The organism is Pseudomonas sp. NY5710 (genome assembly GCF_013305665.1).
In the GTDB taxonomy this organism is placed as follows: Bacteria; Pseudomonadota; Gammaproteobacteria; order Pseudomonadales; family Pseudomonadaceae; genus Aquipseudomonas; species Aquipseudomonas juntendi.
Map to the genome: position 1 here is coordinate 3,884,989 of NZ_CP045554.1, position 18,498 is coordinate 3,903,486.

General features: G+C 59.3%; 19 protein-coding genes. 18 read left to right on the plus strand and 1 reads right to left on the minus strand.

Annotated features, from left to right (window positions below):
• Positions 1 to 162 precede the first annotated feature (162 nt).
• The 16 genes from GEV39_RS17840 (at position 163) to GEV39_RS17915 (ending at position 14,698) form a co-directional block, all read left to right on the plus strand.
• Complete coding sequence (locus tag GEV39_RS17840) at positions 163 to 690, plus strand: hypothetical protein (RefSeq protein ID WP_023660694.1); 528 nt, start codon at positions 163 to 165, stop codon at positions 688 to 690.
• Positions 683 to 916: a hypothetical protein gene (locus GEV39_RS17845; RefSeq protein ID WP_023660695.1), complete on the plus strand. Its 234-nt coding sequence runs from the start codon at positions 683 to 685 to the stop codon at positions 914 to 916. The genes GEV39_RS17840 and GEV39_RS17845 overlap by 8 nt, the downstream gene beginning before the upstream one ends.
• On the plus strand, positions 916 to 1,920 hold the full coding sequence (gene yejK, locus GEV39_RS17850; RefSeq protein ID WP_023660696.1) for a nucleoid-associated protein YejK: 1,005 nt from the start codon (positions 916 to 918) through the stop codon (positions 1,918 to 1,920). The genes GEV39_RS17845 and yejK overlap by 1 nt, the downstream gene beginning before the upstream one ends.
• 10 nt (positions 1,921 to 1,930) lie before the next feature.
• Positions 1,931 to 2,275 (plus strand): Arc family DNA-binding protein, encoded by a 345-nt coding sequence (locus GEV39_RS17855; RefSeq protein ID WP_023660697.1) that lies wholly within the window; start codon positions 1,931 to 1,933, stop codon positions 2,273 to 2,275.
• A 1-nt stretch (position 2,276) separates the two neighbouring features.
• Positions 2,277 to 3,983, plus strand: a complete 1,707-nt coding sequence (locus tag GEV39_RS17860) for a ParB family protein (RefSeq protein WP_023660698.1) — start codon at positions 2,277 to 2,279, stop codon at positions 3,981 to 3,983.
• 32 nt (positions 3,984 to 4,015) lie between these two features.
• Positions 4,016 to 4,711, plus strand: a complete 696-nt coding sequence (locus GEV39_RS17865) for a DUF2857 domain-containing protein (RefSeq protein ID WP_023660699.1) — start codon at positions 4,016 to 4,018, stop codon at positions 4,709 to 4,711.
• On the plus strand, positions 4,708 to 6,009 hold the full coding sequence (locus GEV39_RS17870) for an STY4528 family pathogenicity island replication protein (RefSeq protein ID WP_023660700.1): 1,302 nt from the start codon (positions 4,708 to 4,710) through the stop codon (positions 6,007 to 6,009). Before GEV39_RS17865 ends, GEV39_RS17870 begins: the two co-directional genes overlap by 4 nt.
• Positions 6,002 to 6,724, plus strand: coding sequence for a prepilin peptidase (locus tag GEV39_RS17875; RefSeq protein ID WP_055985449.1), 723 nt, complete (start codon positions 6,002 to 6,004; stop codon positions 6,722 to 6,724). The genes GEV39_RS17870 and GEV39_RS17875 overlap by 8 nt, the downstream gene beginning before the upstream one ends.
• 550 nt (positions 6,725 to 7,274) lie before the next feature.
• Positions 7,275 to 8,000, plus strand: a complete 726-nt coding sequence (locus GEV39_RS17880) for a PFL_4669 family integrating conjugative element protein (protein WP_023660701.1) — start codon at positions 7,275 to 7,277, stop codon at positions 7,998 to 8,000.
• Positions 8,001 to 8,026: 26 nt separating this feature from the next.
• Entirely contained in the window at positions 8,027 to 8,542 is a 516-nt protein-coding gene (locus GEV39_RS17885) for a DUF3158 family protein (RefSeq protein WP_370691251.1), read from the plus strand.
• Between the two features lie 14 nt (positions 8,543 to 8,556).
• On the plus strand, positions 8,557 to 9,063 hold the full coding sequence (locus GEV39_RS17890; protein ID WP_023660703.1) for a single-stranded DNA-binding protein: 507 nt from the start codon (positions 8,557 to 8,559) through the stop codon (positions 9,061 to 9,063).
• Between the two features lie 198 nt (positions 9,064 to 9,261).
• Complete coding sequence (locus tag GEV39_RS17895; RefSeq protein WP_023660704.1) at positions 9,262 to 9,648, plus strand: hypothetical protein; 387 nt, start codon at positions 9,262 to 9,264, stop codon at positions 9,646 to 9,648.
• A gap of 417 nt (positions 9,649 to 10,065) precedes the next feature.
• On the plus strand, positions 10,066 to 10,263 hold the full coding sequence (locus GEV39_RS17900; protein ID WP_023660706.1) for a CrpP family ICE-associated protein: 198 nt from the start codon (positions 10,066 to 10,068) through the stop codon (positions 10,261 to 10,263).
• A gap of 120 nt (positions 10,264 to 10,383) precedes the next feature.
• The gene (locus tag GEV39_RS17905; RefSeq protein ID WP_023660707.1) at positions 10,384 to 12,294 is read left to right on the plus strand and encodes a DNA topoisomerase; all 1,911 of its coding nucleotides are present in this window, start codon (positions 10,384 to 10,386) and stop codon (positions 12,292 to 12,294) included.
• A 137-nt stretch (positions 12,295 to 12,431) separates the two neighbouring features.
• Entirely contained in the window at positions 12,432 to 12,734 is a 303-nt protein-coding gene (locus GEV39_RS17910; protein WP_023660708.1) for a hypothetical protein, read from the plus strand.
• Complete coding sequence (locus GEV39_RS17915; RefSeq protein ID WP_023660709.1) at positions 12,731 to 14,698, plus strand: DEAD/DEAH box helicase; 1,968 nt, start codon at positions 12,731 to 12,733, stop codon at positions 14,696 to 14,698. Before GEV39_RS17910 ends, GEV39_RS17915 begins: the two co-directional genes overlap by 4 nt.
• Here the strand turns inward: GEV39_RS17915 and GEV39_RS17920 are convergent.
• The gene (locus GEV39_RS17920) at positions 14,688 to 15,362 is read right to left on the minus strand and encodes a DUF6710 family protein (RefSeq protein ID WP_023660710.1); all 675 of its coding nucleotides are present in this window, start codon (positions 15,360 to 15,362) and stop codon (positions 14,688 to 14,690) included. The genes GEV39_RS17915 and GEV39_RS17920 overlap by 11 nt on opposite strands.
• A gap of 176 nt (positions 15,363 to 15,538) precedes the next feature.
• Here GEV39_RS17920 and pilL2 point away from each other — a divergent pair, with 176 nt between their 5' ends.
• Together pilL2 and pilN are read left to right on the plus strand one after the other, a co-directional pair.
• Positions 15,539 to 16,672, plus strand: coding sequence for a PFGI-1 class ICE element type IV pilus protein PilL2 (gene pilL2, locus GEV39_RS17925; protein WP_031324267.1), 1,134 nt, complete (start codon positions 15,539 to 15,541; stop codon positions 16,670 to 16,672).
• On the plus strand, positions 16,669 to 18,489 hold the full coding sequence (pilN, locus tag GEV39_RS17930; RefSeq protein WP_023660712.1) for a PilN family type IVB pilus formation outer membrane protein: 1,821 nt from the start codon (positions 16,669 to 16,671) through the stop codon (positions 18,487 to 18,489). The genes pilL2 and pilN overlap by 4 nt, the downstream gene beginning before the upstream one ends.
• The last annotated feature ends 9 nt before the right edge of the window (positions 18,490 to 18,498 follow it).

An 18,498-nucleotide genomic window follows, 5' to 3' on the forward strand; every position in this document is an offset into this window, starting at 1 on the left:
CCCATCCGATTACGCATGCCTGCCATAGCTGTGGCCGGCACTTCGCACTGCATCAAGTACGGCAGGTGCATCCCGCCGAGCACACCCCTGAAGGTGAGGCAGAGGTCCTGGTATGCCCGGTCTGCGGCAGCTACGACCTCAATCCTCTTTCGGAGGTGCCCAATGCAAGTTGAGCAGATCTACCCTTCGATCCCTGCGATCGCAAACACCGACCAGTCGGCCTTGGCCTTTGCGCACCACTCTGGCGTCAACGCGGTTTGGCTGGATGCTCTCGGCCAGGTTATCTCACGGCTCACCCAGTTCGGTGAAACCACGGTGCCTGTTGAGCTGAATGAGGCTATGCAAGAGCTTGCCCGGCTGCAGTACATCGAGCTGGAAAGCCATGATGCTGGAACGCTGGCAGCGACCCTTCTTGGCCAACCAGCCCTGCTGACCAACTATTTCTGGTCCGTATGGGTACCAAGACATCTCCTGAGCTGCGGTCTGAAGGTGGCAGTAACCCCCTATCTGACCAGCTCCGATGACGAGGCTCATCATTGCACCGTGGTCTTCCGCATTCCTGGATCGCGCGAAACAGCACGTGAGTTCCTCACCGACCTGGCCACTCAATACCCCGGCTGCACTCCGGAAATCGTGGCCATCCAAGCCGGTGATGCGCTTTGCCAGAAGGAGGCCGGATCCAATGCGTAACCTCCTTCGCGGCGCGCACGACAGTGTTCGCCGGCTTGCCGAATTCGCCCTCTCCGAAGGCTGGACTCTCTCCCGCTCCAACAGCGGGCATCTGAAATTCAGCAAGTCCGGCTTTACACCGATCTTCACGTCTTGCACGCCCAGCGACCGCCGTACCGAGCGCAATACTCGAGCGCTGCTCCGCCGTGCCGAGGCCCAAAACAACATGTCCCGGGGGATTCAATAATGCCAATCCGACATGCAATCGTTCACCAGCTCGATAAGCAGCCCGACGGCAACCCGGCCGTACTTCACGCTCGTGACACAGAGCTACCGGCTACGGATGCCGTCGAGAACCTCCAGGCCGACCTGAACGACAGCTACAACGCCAAGCAAGGCAAAGCGTGGGGCTTCTTCCATGGGGAGTCGGGTGCGTACCCATTCAGCGGTTGGCTGAAACAGTACCTGGAGGAGCAGCAAGACTTCACCAGCTTCAGCCGTGTGTCTGTCGAACACCTGCAGAAATTGATTGAAGAGGTCAACCTGTCTACCGGCGGCCACGTGCTCTTCAGCCATTACCAACAAGGCCTGACTGAATACCTGATGATCGCTGTCCTCCAGCAGGTCGAAACCGTCGGCCTCGACGGTGATCTTAATGTTGTCGCCTCTCGCTACCTGGACACCAGCAACTTCTCCTGCGCGGCCCGGATCAACCTGAGCGAGTGGCGCAACAACCCAAACTCGAAGCAGTACATTTCTTTCGTTAAAGGCAAAAACGGCAGGAAGAGTTCGGACTACTTCCGCGACTTCATCGGGTGCCAAGAAGGCGTCGACGGGCCAGGTGAAACCCGCACGCTTCTCAAAGCATTCACCGATTACGTCGAGAAAGAAGATCTCCCAGAAGAAAGCGCCCGGGAGAAAACCCACGCGCTGCTCGACTATGCCACCACCCAAACGAAGCTGGGGCAGCCCCTCTCTCTTCAAGAGCTGTCCCAGACCCTCGATGAAGACCGCCCTCAGGCGTTTTATGACCACATCCGCAATAGCGACTACGGCCTATCCCCGGAGATCCCGGCCGATAAGCGCACTCTCAACCAGTTCCGCCGTTTCACCGGCCGCGCCGAAGGTCTGTCGATCAGCTTTGAGGCGCACCTACTCGGTTCCAACGTCACCTACGACGCCGACACCGGCTCGCTGACGATCAAGAACCTGCCCACTCAGCTCACCGACCAACTCAAGCGCCGCCAGTAAGGAGAACACCATGAACGCAACCAATTCCCGCACCGCTGACAAATTTGTGGTTCGCCTGCCTGATGGCATGCGTGAACGTGTCGCTCAAGTCGCCCGCGACAACCATCGCTCTATGAACAGCGAGATTATTGAGCGTCTTGAGCAATCGCTGCTCAATGACCAACACAATACTGCTCAGGTCCAGGCCGGTTCAGCAGACGACAATCTCAAGTCAGAGCTGGTTCGCGCTTACAAGATCATCGATCGCCTGCTGCAAAACGCCGTTCCTACACAGGCCGACATCCAGGAGGTGTTGCACCTGGTCCGCAAGCAAACTCCACTGGGTCTGTCCCACATTGCTGCGGTAGGAGCTTGATATGGCCGCTACAGACCTCAAAGCCAAGCTCCTGGCTCCAGGCTTCAGCCCTACAGGCTCCACCGCCGCCATGAGCGACCCTATCGCTGATACCCCACTCGTGCTGAGCATCGACGAGGTCCTCCCTTGGGAGGACAACCCTCGTACCACCCGTAACCCTCGGTACGATGAACTCAAGGAGTCGATACGCAACCGCGGCCTCGACACCCCCCCGCCTGTAACTCGCCGGCCAGGGGAAGAGAAGTACCGTATTCGCAACGGTGGCAATACTCGCATCTCGATCTTGAAGGAGCTGTTCCAAGAGACCAACGACCCGCTGTACCAGCGCCTCCACGTGCTGTTCCGCCCTTGGGACCAAGCCCGCGGTGAGATCATCATGCTCACCGGCCACTTAGCTGAGGATCTCAAGGGTGAACTCAAGTTCATCGAGCGCGCCGTGGGTGTGGGGAACGCAAAAGCGCTGTATGAATCCGAGAGTGGGGAGGTGATTGGGATTCGAGAACTCTCTCGCCGTCTGACGAAGGACGGATACCCAATCTCTCCTTCTCATATCAGCAGGATGCTAGACACGGTTCAGCACCTGCTCCCTGCCGTACCTGCTCTCCTCTACAATGGTCTCGGCAAGCCACAGATCGAGAAAATACTGTCGTTAAGGAAGTCAGCACTGGCCTGCTGGGACAAGCACTACAGCAATGAAGGCGTCGACTTCGAGATGTTGTTCCAGGACGTCCTTGCCCAGTTCGAAGGCGAGGCAGAAGAGTTCCTGTTCCAGCGTTTCCAGGACGAGCTCATCGGCACGATGAAAAAATCGCTGCTGTTGGGCTATGAGGACATCTTGCTGGAGATCACTCAACAGCAGGACAAGCTTCGTCGCTCGACGCCGGTGGTTGAATTGCCGATCACCAGTTCGACGTCCACTCCACCCGCGCCTGCGCCAGGCACTGGGGCAGGCCCTACCCTTCCGCCATCGCAACAACCATCTGAAGGTACTGGTCGCTCGCAGCGGTCTCCGCATACACCACCCCAGCCAGCAGCCCCAGCGCCGGGAGCCTTGCTCACACCAGAGGAGCAGCAGGAGCGAGTTGCAGGGCACATTGCGTCCCCAGCGAATCTCAGCCAGCGAGTGATCGAGACCAAAGCGAAGGTTGCCGCCCTCAGTGGGGAAACCCTACCCGATTTCAACGCGAACTGTCTGGTCGCCATTCCCGTACAGGCCGGGGGACTGCACCCCATCACAGACCTTTGGTACATCGAGCGGCAGATTGACCAAGCTGCAGAATTGCGCAACCAGGTAGCCCAGCTGGCAGTTGAGATTCTCGAGTCCGTCAACGGCCCAGGCGATATCCAGGCAATCGATGGCGGGATCGGTTTCAAATACAAACAGCCCGACACCGATGTCGAAATCACTGCAACAGCTCAACATACCGTGACGCTGCTTCAGTCATTGAGCGGAGCCATGGCTATCGCTCTGAAAATGCTGAACGAGCAACCAGATCCTGCCAGCGCATTAGGTGAGTTTGAATTTGCAGCCGGGTTAGGACAACTGCTGCTGGGCCAGCCCTTGAGTACTGAACAGTCTCCAGGAGACGACGGCCGTTTGAGCGACGGCGCGCTGGTCAAACTGTTCCGCATCATTCGACTGGCTCGCCGGTTGATCGACTTGGAAATCGAAGAGTTCAAACGGTCCTCGGAAGCCCAGGGCATCTGAACACTCGATGAGATGAATGGGAGGGAGTCTCAATGTCCAAGTCAACACTTAACGAAGCAGTTCTGTCGCAGCTTCTTGACCTGATGCGCAATGGCCAACTCCAGCGCTGTGTGGAGATGGGGGTTGAACCCGAGGTGCTGGGCCAGATCCAGCATCCAACAGTACTCAGCCTGCTCCGCAACACACCGGTCAGTTGGGTCAACGTGTCTATCAACAGCTCGATGATCCTCAAGCTTCTGACCGGGGCTGCTCGCTCAGAAGAGGAAACCCGCCTTATTGAGCGGGCAATCCGCTTGGGTGCCACTACAAGCTTGCTCAACAAGTTCTTCGGGCTCACACCTCAGGAGATCGCCCTTCAGCGTACCGTCATTGGGGTTCGAGCCCCGCGCGGACGTTGGCCCGAGCTTTCCGAGGATCAAGATCATCATATTTGGCACCGCTGGACCAAGTTGATGGGTGAAAACCGAGTGGAGCTCGAGGACAGCCTGGCCATGCTCGACGTTGCCATGCTGGTTGCAGAAGAACTGAGCACAGATGGCTTAACGCTTGCGCAGATCTGGTCTCGTATCACTCAGTGGATCGAACAAGGCCTGTATCCCAGCAGCAAGGAAAAGTCCCGAGTATCTGAACGTCGACAACTCACTCTGCTGGACGAGGGTGGCATACGCCGTGTCGAGGACTGCTGCCCCGCCTCCGCTCACTTTGGAGAAGGCGAACATAGAAAATGAAGCTCGCACGGTTCCCGATTTCCACGCTCCTAGATTCGGCCTCGGGGCAACTCGAGGCCCATGTACAGAAGAAGAGAGCTGAGGACACCGCCCCTACTGCTGCACCTGCTACCCCCTACTCCGGGATCATATTCAGCGGTAATCCGCATGAAACGGTCCCGCGTAAGCTCCTGCTCGACAATCGGCTCACCCCCTTGGAACGTAATTGTTGGCAAGTATTCCGATTACTTGTCAACGAAGATGGCATCACTGCCTTCCCCACCTATGACCAGCTACGGCCATACTTGGGCATGAACCCAGGGAAACATGCCTCTCGAGAAACCGTGGCAAAGGCCCTCACCGTGCTCCGTCTAACTCGTTGGTTGAGCTTGGGTAGGACCGTCCGCAATGAGATCAACGGACAGGTTCAGGGGAATGTCTATCTGCTCCACGACGAGCCAGTAACACCGGCAGAGGCCCTGGAGTTCGACAAGGACTACATGACCTTGCTGATGCAATCCATGGAGCATCAGAACAAAGCGATCAAGGACATCGCAGCGATCACCTGGCGCGAATTCACCAGCGATCCCGACGTGGGCCGACGCCTTCCCTCGCGCATTGACACGATTAGCGATCGGCTGAATGCCCAGACTTGGGCTGTAGAGACCAAGCATAACGCGCTGCCCGCACCTGAGTTCGGAATCCGAACTCAGCAAGATTTAGCCCCGGAAGGACTGAGTTCGGAATCCGAACTCAGTGAGAACTCAGCGAAACAGGGAGATCTTCCCCTCAGTTCGGAATCCGAACTCAGCCTAAAACCGCTGAGTACACCCTCAGTTCGGAATCCGAACTCTGACAGTACGTATACAAATACAGACAAGTCTGTATCTAAAAGCTTTGTACAACCGCGCGAGAGTGCAGGTGTGAATTGGTTGCTTGCCCTGGATCTTCTCAAGCCAGAGGACCGTGTGAAAGCACGAGAGATTATGGGACCTGTACCGGAGCATGTCCGAGAGGCGGTGATCAACCAGTGGAAACATCGATGCACAACTGGGAGCGTGGCCAAGCCACTTGCATACCTGACGACCCTTGCTGGCAAGGCCATCCGGGGCGACTTCAACGCTGAGTGGAATCCTTCAGCGCCCGCCGCAACTCCGACGCCAACGCCTCCACCGGCACGGACGGTTGCACGCCCTGCCCAGTCCCCCGCCCAAAAGCCGGCACCGACAGCAACCTCGATGCAGACAGCGAACTCCGCCCTGACTTCGCTCCAAGCCCTGCTTGACCCACGTCGCCGCGAGGAGTCCACCGATGAGTGAGTGGATGGGGCTTGAGATCACCCTAGGGCTTGGCTCCATCGTTTTGGGCATGCTGGCCGGTCGCCTCAGTACTTGGGTTGCCTGCTGGTTGCCTGCTTTCCTCGAGCAACAATGGCAGCGGGATGCTCGGGAACTACTCGGGCTGGATCTCGATAATCCTTGCGAGCTTCAAACGACCGGATCTCCGGTGCGTGGAACCTGGGCCGCGCAAATCGGCTGCGCTGTCTTGTCGTTAGTGGTGACGGTGCATTATGGGCCAACCATGCAGGCATTCTTTGCCCTGGTGTTCACTTGGTGTCTTCTGGCTTTGAGCTTGATCGACAGTGAACACCATATGCTGCCGGATGCGCTGGTAATACCCATCCTCTGGATCGGTCTCGCACTCAACTCCTTTGGAGTTTTCACGACACTGCACGAGGCACTTTGGGGCTGTGCCATGGGCTATTTGAGCCTTTGGTCAGTTTTCCACCTGGTCAAATTCATTACCGGCATAGAAAGCCTGGGCGCTGGCGACTTCAAGATGCTGGCCCTAATTGGGGCATGGACTGGCTGGCAGGCACTTCCCTGGACAGCAGGTTGTACCCTAGTACTTGCAGCCCTGGCATGTGGATACCTCAAGCTGCAAAAAGCTCTGTCCAGCACCTCAAGAATTCCTTTGGGTCCGTTCCTGGCGATGGCTGGCTGGGCAGGCATGCTGCTGCCACATCAATGGTAGGGCGTGTTGCCACTGGCAACACCATCCACCGATGCCGCCCATCTGAGCGGTGCTCCCGCGGGAAAACAGCCCGCCACTCATCGGCCCGAACAACTTCTCCACTGTTGCCACTGGCAACACTACGCACAGCCAACCAGACACACGGTCTTCACCCGCGTCGACAGTGACCGGCTGTTGCCACTGGCAACACTATGCACAGTCCAACCAACACACGGTCTTCACCGGGGGGGCGACGGTGGCCGACTGTTGCCACTGGCAACACCAAGCAGCGCCGACTGCCAGGCGGTCTTCACCGGCGCCGACGGCTTACCCACTGTTGCCACTGGCAACACTACGCACAGCCCAACCAACACACGGTCTTCTCCCGGGGGCGACGGTGACCGGCTGTTGCCACTGGCAACACCTCATAGTGGTGCAGGCCACATCTCCAAGGCACCGTTAAACCAATGACAAATCCAGCACACCGGGTTCTTCATTTATTACTGCGCCACAAACGGCCCGACAGCAGCATGGACATCGTTCACCCACCTTATATAAGGAAACCATGTCCATGGCTGACAACTATCAGCTCAACATCGGCTCCCTCAGGAGCCAGGTCCAGCTGACTCTCCACACTCACCATGCCGCCCGAATCTGGCTGGGTCGCCAGAAGACCGACGACAAACACAGCATTCTTGGGCTGGCTGGCTTCTGCCTCAAGATCAACCAGATCGATCGCGCCGCAGCGCAAGACGACCCGTACTCCGACTGGTGGATGATCAGGATCGAGGAGAAAATCCAGGAGGTAGATGATGCCCTCAAGGCCATCGACAGCCGCCTTGATGGAGTGATGGCCCAACTCCCCAAAGCACTCGAAATCGGCGAGAACCTCTCCATCCAGCCGCTGAAGCTGCCGCTCTTCATCTCCAACCCGCTGGGCTTCAAGGGCGTCCATCTACTGACTCAGTACGACGAAGTCGTCCGCCGCATCCTGCTGGCTCAGCACGTCGCCATGATCGGTCGCCGCGATGGCGAGATCTGGATCGATGAAGGTGCTCACCTGCTGCGCAGTCTTTTTGGGCTGGCCCAGCTCCATCGCTTCTCCGGCGCATCGCGTGACGACTTCGCCGCCAACAATGCCCGGGCTGAAAACGCGCGCGAAATGTACAAGCGCTACGGCGATATCCCCCAGGACATCCTGGAAGGCACCCGCCGCTCGAACTTCGCCCCGCCCATCCGCCGTGGCTCCGCAGGCCCGGTCGAGGATGTGGATGACGAATTCGAAGGCGAGGCATGACGCTCATGCGATCGGACACCCGACCAATGGAGGCACTGCAACAGAGTGCCTTCAAACCGCTGCAACAGGGTGCCTATCAGGGGCTGCAACAGAGTGCCTCACTAAAAGGCCTTTTAAAGCCCTTTAAAGGTAAGGGGGAGCTGGTCCAGTTGGCGGAGCAGTGCGCATCGCTGGAGGCGGGGCTGCGCACCCTTACCCAGGAAGTACTGGCCCAGGTTCGCCAACATCCATTCGCTCTGCTGCCCGTCAGGCTCATCGAGCAAAACACAGCAGCTGGCACAACCTTTCTTCGCTGGCAAAGCGTGCAAGAGCGGCGCATGGGTGTCGGCGTATGGGCTCAGATGGTTCACGCCCCCAAAACACCAATCCACTTGCTGCAGGACCTGTTTGCCCTGGAGCAACACCGAATCACCCTGAACATGCAGATCAGCCTCATCCACTCCATCGGCAAACAGGCCGCCGAATGCGCAGAAAAGATGGGGCAGGCCGAAGCCGAATATCAGGCTCGACTGCAGCAGGTCATGAACCCACCTCAACACTGAACGGGAGATACACCATGGGTACACCAGTAGTTTGGGAAGGCAACGTTGGTAACGCCGCTGAGCACCGGTCGTTTGCCAACGGCAACAAAGATCCGCGGCACATGCTGCGACTCAATGTGATGTTCGACAACTCGATCCCTGACGGCCAGGGTGGCTACAAGGATCGGGGTGGCTTCTGGGCCAACGTCGAATGGTGGCATCAGGATGCCGAGCGGTTTGCGGCTCTGTTTCAGAAGGGCATGCGCGTGGTGGTGATTGGTCGCGCGATCATGGATAGCTGGACGGATAAACAGAGCGGCGAGGAGGTGTCTGCACTCAAGGTCGAGGCCAGCCGGATCTCGATTCTTCCACACCGAGTCGAACACGTATCTCTGTCTGGCGGCGGTCAGCGTCCGACCAATCAACCGCAGGGTCAGCCACGCGGTCAAGCCGTCGGCGGCCAGGCTCAAAACGTTCCTCAGCCGACCCCCGAAGACATGCGCCACTACAGCGACAGCTTTGACGACGACATTCCCCTGTAGCCCCCCCTTAATTTGGCGCGCCACATCGCGAAGCTCCTGGTGACAAGGACGTCACTTCGAGTTTCCCCTCCCTTCGATGGGGCATCTCCACGGCATTCTAGCCACAGCCTGGCAGGCGATTTTTCAGGCGCCTCTCGTGAAGTCACTGGGGGCAAGGACGGATCGTCGCCACCTCATTCCGCTTCGAGGTATCGCCCCATGCACCACGACTACCCGGAATATCCATCCGTCAAAGCGACTGTAGACGCCTCGCGCTACATGGATGCGGTTCGAGCTCTCAATGGCGTCCGCCAGATCTTTTGCGACGGCGAATCCATCATGCTGCCGGAGGCCGAAGTGGAGGCCATCGAAATGCTTCGCCTCCGGTTCAATGCCACCTTTGAGTATGGGCAGGGCGAGGAGTATGAGTTTGCGACCAAGGCCTGGAATGCAGGAGTGAAAGCTGAGCTCCTTCGACTTGGGCAGGCAGTTTGCGACATCACAGGTCAACACGCTGAGGTGATGGTTCGTGCCGCACTGGATGACCCCAGCGCGACGCTGCTGGCATGGTCGGCACTCTACCGCTCAAGCATGATTCCCCACTAGCTGTGGTACACGGGCATTGGCGTGACAGCTATTTTCAGGCGCGCCACTCGTGAAGTTTCCGGAGACAAGGACGGATCGTCGCAGCCCCGTCCTCTGGACCTGCCGTCTGGTGCCTCGCATTTCTGGCGACAAGGACCTTCTGTTGCGGCCGCAGCTCGTGAAGCTCCTACGACGAGGACGCGAACTCGTAGCCCAAGGGGCGCTGCAAGCAGCGCTTGCCCAGGTCAGGGGCACATTTGAAATGACAGCGCTGGCAAATTACCATTTCCTGAAGGCATCTCCGCTCTACGGCTGCTAACTTGTATCGAAGTGAGGCACAGGGTCGTAAAAAACGCCCTTGTCGGGGAGTTGCTGGTGGCCAGGTCGTTTGAGGCGTGACTCGCCCGGCGTGAACAGGGCGTTGATGAGGAACAATCGATGCAGAACGAAGATGCCCAGGAGCGAAAAGCGGACAGGCGCCAGTTCAATAACCCCCATCCTGCGGTGGAGGCTGCAGGGGTTGAAGCCGCCGAGAAAGGGCTGCCCATATATGCCTGCCCCTACAAGCACCCTGCCATGCTGGCCTCCTGGCTGAAAGGGTACAAGCGCGCCCAGCAGCTCACCCTCAATTTTTGACCCTTCCTCCGTGGGCCTGAGCCGTACCGAATTCCCTCTCTTCCAGTTGACCATTTCACGTTGTGCCGTCCCCGGTCGGCGGCAAGAGTGCTCCCTGATTTATCTGTGCAGGGGCACCCTATGAAACTCATGATCATCGAGGCACCGGGCAAGCTGAAGAAGCTTGGGCCCATGATGAAAAAGATCCGCCCTGGCGAGCACTGGGTGGTGGTGGCATCTGGTGGCCATATCCGTGATCTCCCCCAATCGGGTCAGGACGACACGATGATCACAACCGGCGTCTTGAAAACCCTTCGCCCGGTCTACGAGATCCTGCCCAAGAGTGCCCGCAACGTCAGCACCATTCGCAAAGCGCTCAAGGACGCCACGGAGGTGTACATCGCCACCGACCCGGACCGGGAGGGAGAAAGTATCGCCTGGCACATACAGCAGGCGCTGGGGATCCGCGAGTACAAGCGAGTCACGTTCAATGAGATCACCCAAGCCAGAGTACGGGAGGGCCTGGCCAATGCACGGAGAATCGATGGGCAACTCGTTGCCTCACAAGAGTGCCGGCGAGTGCTGGACCGCCTGGTGGGCTACCTGGTCACGCAGGAGCTTCGCAGAGTCCTGGGCCAACCTACCTCCGCTGGTCGAGTTCAGTCACCTGCCCTCTACCTGGTGGTGTTGCGCGAGCGTGAAATCAGGAACTTCAAGGTGGTCCACCACTTCGGGGTAGAGCTGACCTTCAAGGACGAAACCACCGGTATGGACTGGACTGCCGTATGGCAACCGATCCCCGACTTCGCGAGCAAAGAAAACCCCTATATTCAGGACGGCACACTCGCGGCAAGGGTTGCCGCAACGCGCGCGGTAATTGTCGAGTCATGTGAAGACGGCAAGAAGCGGCGCCCGCCACCCCCACCGTTCATTTCATCCACCCTGCAGCAGGCGGCCAGCGTAGCGCTGAAATGGGACCCGGACAAAACCATGCAGGTCGCGCAGCGCCTGTACGAGCAGGGCGTGATCACCTATCACCGGACGGATAACCCCAACTTGGCCGATGAAGCCATGCCAGATATCCAGGCAGTGGCTCGCAGGCAAGGCCTCGACGTTGTTGACGAGCGCCGGACGTTCAAGGCTGCGGATAGCGCCCAGGAAGGTCACCCCGCAATTGCGCCAACCGCGTGGGAGGATGAAGTCGCAGGCGAGTCTGCTGAAGAGCAAGCGCTGTACAAGCTCATCCGGATCAGGGCGCTGGCCAGCCAGCTCGCAGACGCCATCTACGACGTGCGCATAGCCAAACTGCTGGCCAGGGGGCCGGATCAGAGGCCTCTGCGCTTCGCCGCGACTGGCAGCACTGTCGCCTATCTCGGCTGGATGAAGCTTTTGCAGAAGGACGAGACGGATGAAGAGTCGACCGACATCCCCAAGAATCCGGTGCCGGTGCTCGAACCCAAACAGATCCTCAGCGTGCTTCAGGGTGAGGTGCTCAACCAGAAGACGAAGGCGCCGGCACGCTTCACCAAGGCAAGCCTGATCAAGGAGCTAGAGCGACTTGGGATAGGACGCCCCAGCACGTTTGCATCGATCATCAAGAACATCACCGGAAAAGGCCTGGTCGTTGAGGAGAAGCGCAAATTGGTCCCAGGCCCGTTGGGGGTGAGCACCATCGACCAGTTGGAGGGCCGCTTCAGCTTCGTCGAACTGGCGTTCACCAGCACGCTGGAGAAGGACCTGGACCGAATCGCACGCGGGGAGGAGCAGTACGGGTCGGTGGTCGCCAAGTTCTTTCAGCATCTCCAGTCGGAGCTCGCAGCCCTCCGCCAGGCGCCCACAGTGGCGATGAAGGCGCGTTCGCCTGAAGCTTCATCAGGCACCCAGGGCGGCCATTCCTGCGGCAAGTGCGGGATGCCACTGGCGCGCCGCCAGAAGCGCGGTGATGGGGGTTACGACTTCTGGGGATGCACCGGGTACAAGGTGAACAACTGCCGTGTGAGCTACCCCTCGGTGAGCGGCAAGCCGGATATGTCCAAGCCCAGGGGCATGTAGCCGAAATGCTTCGGGGGCGGTAATCCATTTCTCCTGTAGCCGCTCTCCCCCAGCTGCCAATCTGCTCGCTCTTACGGGTGCGGGCAGGCGCACCTTGAATGATGACGTGTTGACTACTCATCCTCCCGGAGGTGCTTGTGGCTCGTTCCAAGAAAGTCATTGATCGGCTGAAGGCCGAGCAGGCGAACAATCCGAAGATCCCCCATTATGAGTCCCGGCCAGGTGAGTCATGCTGGCCGCTACAACCTGACGACATCAAGACCGCCGGGTACTGGAAGCAGGAACGCAGACGTGTGCCGAAGGGCGCAGAACCAGCTGCGTATGTAATCAGTGGCCAGGGAGGATCACTCCACGGCTCAGTGCTCTTAACCCGTTGGGTCGCGGCCTACCACCTCGACCAAACGGTGCCGATGAAGCCCAAGAGCGCGGACGCCAATTGAAACGACCACGCCTCCTCAACAGCCAGCCAGTGTTGCTCGAAGCCGCCGTGTTCGACGGCTACGACATGGGCATCCTCATGCCCTACATTGAGGGCGCAAACAAGGTCATGTTCGCACGTAGCGGGTTCTTCATTCGCCGCGGCGATCACCCGCTCTGCCGTTATTGGCGCGTGCCCAAGGCCAAGTTCATCGACGAGCTGGACCTGGTGTACCACCAGCTGATCGAGCTGGCCGGTGGCAAGGTCACTGAATCATGGCAGGCATTCCGCCAGAAGATCGAGAGCGCACTGGCCAACCCACGCCGAGACGCTTTCATCTCCGGAATGCTGCTGCGAATTGCTCCGCTAGCCGACGGCGGTGTGCTGCTGTCCGGAGATTATCATCCTGGAGTCGTTGCAGTGGCCCGCCGGATGCGGGGAGTGTTCCTGGGCAAATCCAGCTCGTGGCGAGTCAACGCCACCGCCGAGATCCTGCGCAGCAACCTGGTTCTGGAGCTCGGTCTTGTAGAGGATCAGTTCGAGATCCTGGACGTTGTACAGGAGCTCCTGGGCGATGGCTCTGTTACTCCAGCAGCAGACATTCCGCGCATCAGCCTGGGCGGTGCTCCTCAGGAACCCTCGACAGCCGCCAGCGGTGAGGAGAGCTCCAACGACATCTACCTCGCTGCCGTCTCGCCGATCGAACGCACCAAATTCTCAGATGCCATGATCGCCCAGGCCCTGGTCGGCTATTCCCTGCTCGATCACCAGCCTGCTGGCATCGCTCACCTGCTCCAGCGCACCAGCGCACTGCTGGCTGATGATATGGGCCTCGGCAAGACGCGCCAGGCCATCATCGCGGCGCATATCAGTGCAGCCGGTCGCCCGATCCTGGTGGTGACCCTTTCCTCGTTGCTGATCAACTGGCAGCGCGAAATCTTGGCGGTCTACCCCGACGCGACAGTCGCTGTGCAGAAGCACGACCCGCTGGTCCAATGGATGCTGATCAACTACGAGCGTCTCGGCGATTACGTGCTGCTGGCTGAGCATTACCACGTTCTAGTGGTCGACGAGGCGCACCAGCTGAAGGAGCCCACTGCCGAGCGTACACGCCATGGCTTCGATATCGCAGCCAAGGTGCCGAATCGCTATCTGCTGACAGGCACGCCTGTCCTCAATCGTGAGACGGAGCTGCACACCCTGCTACGTCTATCGGGGCACCCGGTCGGCCAGTTGCCCCTCAGCGATTTCTGCGAACGCTTCGCCGGCAGCCCAGAGTTCCGGCAAAACCTCCGGGCAGAACTGGGCGACTGGATGCTTCGCCGGCGCAAAGACGTTCTGCCCGGGCTCAAGGGTAAGCACCGCCAGTTGCTGCCCGTGGCGATGGGGGTGGAGGAGCGGAAGAAGTACGACAGCATTCGCCTCGAGGACAGGCCCATCTTTGCCAGGCTCGGCGCGCTTCGCCATTACCTGGAACAGGTGAAGGTCAGAGTCGCTATGGACCTGCTGGGCGAGCTGGACCCCGAAGACAAGGTCATCCTGTTCTGCGAGTTCAAACCCACCGTCGCGCGCCTCAAGGAGCTGTGCGATGCAGCCGGTATCGGGAACGTCACCCTGGTCGGCAGTGACTCACTCACCAAGCGCCAGAGGGCGATCGACAAGTTCCAGGGCGACCCCGACTGCCGGGCTTTCATCTGCACCACACAAGCCGCCGGTACCGGCAACAACCTCACGGCCGCCAACTATGTCTTCTTCCTGGGCCTGCCCTGGACACCCGGACAACAGGATCAGGCCGAGGACCGGGCGTACCGGAATGGTCAGCTCAGGACGGTGATCGTGAAGATCCCCCTCGTGGAGAACAGCATCGATCAGCAGCTCTGGCAGATGCTCTTAGCGAAGCGCCAAGTCAGCTTGGAGCTTATCGAGCCGGAAGAGCAGCAGGACGCCTTGGCCAAGGCTATGCTCGCCGCGACCATCAGCCAGTAGATCCGCGTGGGAGATCGACCAGCAAGCGTGCGATCTCCCAGGCCCATCCAAACTCAACGTAGATTGGTGAACCATATTTGTCGCCGGTCTTCCGACAGACCCAGCATTCGCCATCAAAACGCACTCCCCTGATGATCTCGGTAACGTCATAAACATCATCGGGTACGAGCACCCCTTCCCCGCCCAGAATGCCTTGGGCGATCGAATGGTTACCACCGTTGACCCAAGCTATGTTCAACGGCTGCATCAGGGTCACGCTATGGTTTGGATCCTGCACGAACGCGCCGAGCTCACGTCCCTCCCCGATCATGCCGAGGCTATTGAGTATGCTGCTTTCCGACCACAGAGTAGGGATTACCATGTCACTGGCCAACCGGATACTTGAGCTCTGATCCACTGGCCGACGGCAATTCTTCAGCAGAAATGCAGCCCAAGTGCCGTTCTCGGCGTGCCCATCCCACAGCCCACCAAGTGAGCTCATCCAGTGCAGCGACTGAGGGCCCGCATGCCGAGGTCGAAGCAGTGCGTCCCGTAAGTGGATGGCCTGAACGGGCCTGAGCACAATTTTTATGAGGTCTTCCAGGCCGCGCCGATTGTGTTCAGCGCTGAGAGTGTTCGCCCAGTCCATCAGGTGTTCGAAAGCGGCAATTCGACTGTCGAGCATTATCACCTCCGTTGATCTTTTCCAGTCCGAGGTCAGGCCAACCTCGGCGCCCCAAGCGGCTACTCACTTGCGTTCCATCAAGCGCGCCGGAAATTCTAACTCTGTGTGATATTGATTTCCTGCTGCATGAGAATCTGCTGGCTGTCACCGTGCCCTCAATGACTACAGGGGGCCTCATGATCAGGCAGTTGACCACTCTCTCGCTCGCCGCACTCGTTGCTGGTTGTGCGATTCAGAAGGCTGAGCAGCCGCCGAAGCCGGCGTTCGATAGCAGCCGTAATCCCGAATGGCTGTCTCCGGACATCTACCCGAACGGTGCAAGTCCGGAGAAGGAACCGGTCGTTCGGTATGGCCGCTACACCTTGGTGAGCACCCAACCCGATGCGAGCCAGCGCGACCTGATGGCACAGATCATCGACGTAACCATCCCGTCCAGCATGAACCCAAGCGTTAGGGATGCCATGCTCTACGTGGTCGACCGGTCAGGGTACGCCCTCTGCCCGCCCAGTTCGCAGCACGTCAACATCCTGTACACCCGACCTCTGCCGGCAGCCCAGTACAAACTTGGCCCGATGACGCTGCGTAATACCCTCCAGGTCCTCGCCGGCCCAGCCTGGCAGGTGAAGATCGATGAAGTGAACCGTCAGGTGTGCTTCGTGCTTCGCCCCGGTTACCAATTGCCAACCCCGTCGACGCCGGCAGGCGAGCTCTACGCCGACAAAGCGCGGACTCCTGAAACCAGCTCCGCCACACCGGGCTCGACGCCGGGCGTAGTCGTCGCCGCAGTGCCTAGTCCCCCTCCCATCTCCACCACTACGCCCGCTGTCGCATCCCCAGCGCCAGTGGCTCCCGCGCTCCCCCCAGTGGCACCCGCCAAGGATGGCTCTATCCCGGCTGCGACCGTAACCGCCGCGGCTAAACCTTCGACGCCTGCGTTCCCAGCACCGACAGTGCCGAACAAACAGGCAGCTTCCAAGCCAGCGGTTGCGGTCTCTAGTACCGCAGTCGGCGCCCCGCCCATCGAGGTCAAACCCGCTCCCCGGCCGCTGCCACAGGTATGGACGGCCGCAGTTGGATCAACGTTGCGCGAGACCGTTGAGGAATGGGCCAAAAAAGCCAATTGGCGAGTGATCTGGGCACAGGAGGACCTCAACTACCCCATTGAGGCCCCGCTGCGTTTCGAAGGGTCTTTCCAGGAAGCCATCAAGCAGCTGTTCCCACTTTACGACAACGCCCCTCGCCCCTTCGTGGTCGACGGCAGCGAGGGGGCGCAGAGCGTCCTGCACGTAGCTGAGAGGAAAAAGAAATGACCAAGTCCGCTTGGGCACGCTGGGCCCTGACGCCGATCGCCATGGCAATGTTGACCAGCTGCGCGCTGCAGCGCGTGAACGAGTCATTTGACCGCTCGGAGTATGAAGGGCGAACTGCAGGGCAATACAGCAAGTACCTCCAGAATCAGCAGCCTCAACAGGCGCGTGAAACCGTGGTGTTTAGCAACAAGCCGTGGGTGTCGACGCAGCCGCTGGTGAGCAAGCGTGGGCTGCCCTTCGCGCTCGATGCCGACATCGCGTATCGCCCGGCAGGGGCTGTCTCGATTTCGCAGCTGGCCCAGTACATCACCAAGGAAACAGGCCTGCCGGTAATCGTGGCACCTGATGCAATCAACCCGGCAATTCTGTCGTCTGGGAAGTCGGACAAAACGGCCCAGCCAAAGCCTCCTGTAGCAAACCCCGATAGCTTGGCCGGCCTCCTGCCAAGCTCAGTGATGGGTGGCTATGGTGATACGAGCACCTTCGACCTCGGCATTGGCTCCAGCAGCTTGATTTCGGGCCTCAAGTACTCAGGGAAAGTATCCGGTCTGCTCAACCAGGCGACCTCTCAGCTCGGCCTGTCCTGGCACTTTGACCAGGAACTACGAGGCGTGCGGATCACCTACTTTGACACGCGCACCTTCGATGTGTGGACCTTCGGCGATGTCCTGGAAATCGAGAGTACGGTGAAGTCCGGCCTGCTGACCTCGACAGGCAGCGGAGATACCGGCTCGTCCAGCTCTTCGGGCGCCACAGGGGAGTCTGGGAGCAACCAGAGCACCAAGTCGACCTATAAGACATCGTTGATGACCGACATCGAGAACGATGTGCGGGCAATGCTAAGCGTACAACCGCCCGGGCGCCTGTCGCTTTCCCGCTCCACCGGTTCGCTCACCGTCAGCGATCGCCCTGACGTACTGAACCGTATCGCGGCCTACCTCAAGGACACCAATCGCAGTATCACGCGGCAGGTACTTTTCAACGTCAAGGTCTATGAGGTGAACTTTACCGACAGCGATCAGACAGCCATCAACTGGAGCGCCGTCTACAAGTCGATATCAGGCAAATGGGGCTTTGGACTCAGCAACACCGTTGCCGGCATTAGCTCAGAGGCAATCTCTGCAACCGGTAGCATTCTGGACACGTCCAGCTCGCCGTGGGCTGGCTCGAAAGCCGTCCTCCAAGCTCTGTCGGAGCAAGGCCGGGTGTCGGAGGTCCGCTCGCCTTCGGTCACTACACTCAACTTGCAACCCGCGCCCATCCAGATCGGTAACGTTCAGAGCTACGTCGCCTCGAGCTCGACCACCACCACTGCCTCGGTAGGTTCAAGCACTGCCCTGACGCCGGCAACCATCACCAGTGGCTTCAACATGATGCTGCTGCCGAAGCTCCTGGACAAAGAAAACATGCTGCTGATGATCACGCTGAGCATCAGCAGCAAGCCCACCTTCAAGGACTTCGAAAGCAATGAATCGAAGATCCAGACCACAGACTATGACACCAAGAACGTTGCCCCCAAGGTACGCCTGCGGAGCGGTGAGACACTCGTCCTGACCGGGTTCGATGAGAACAGTGAAAACGCCGACAAGAGTGGTGTAGGGAGTGCAAGCTTCTTTGGCCTGGGCGGCGGTCGCAAGCGCGCTACCACCCACAGTTCCCTGGTCGTTCTGGTAACGCCGATCGTTCTACCCGACAGCCTGTCCAGCAGCTGGAGCATTCCTTACCCCCTCAGCAGCCATCAGTTCAGCTTGAACGGAACCGCTCCTGCCTCCCGCACCCACTGCAGGCCGCCACTCAGCGTCTGCCAGGTTCTTTGAGATGCCGAC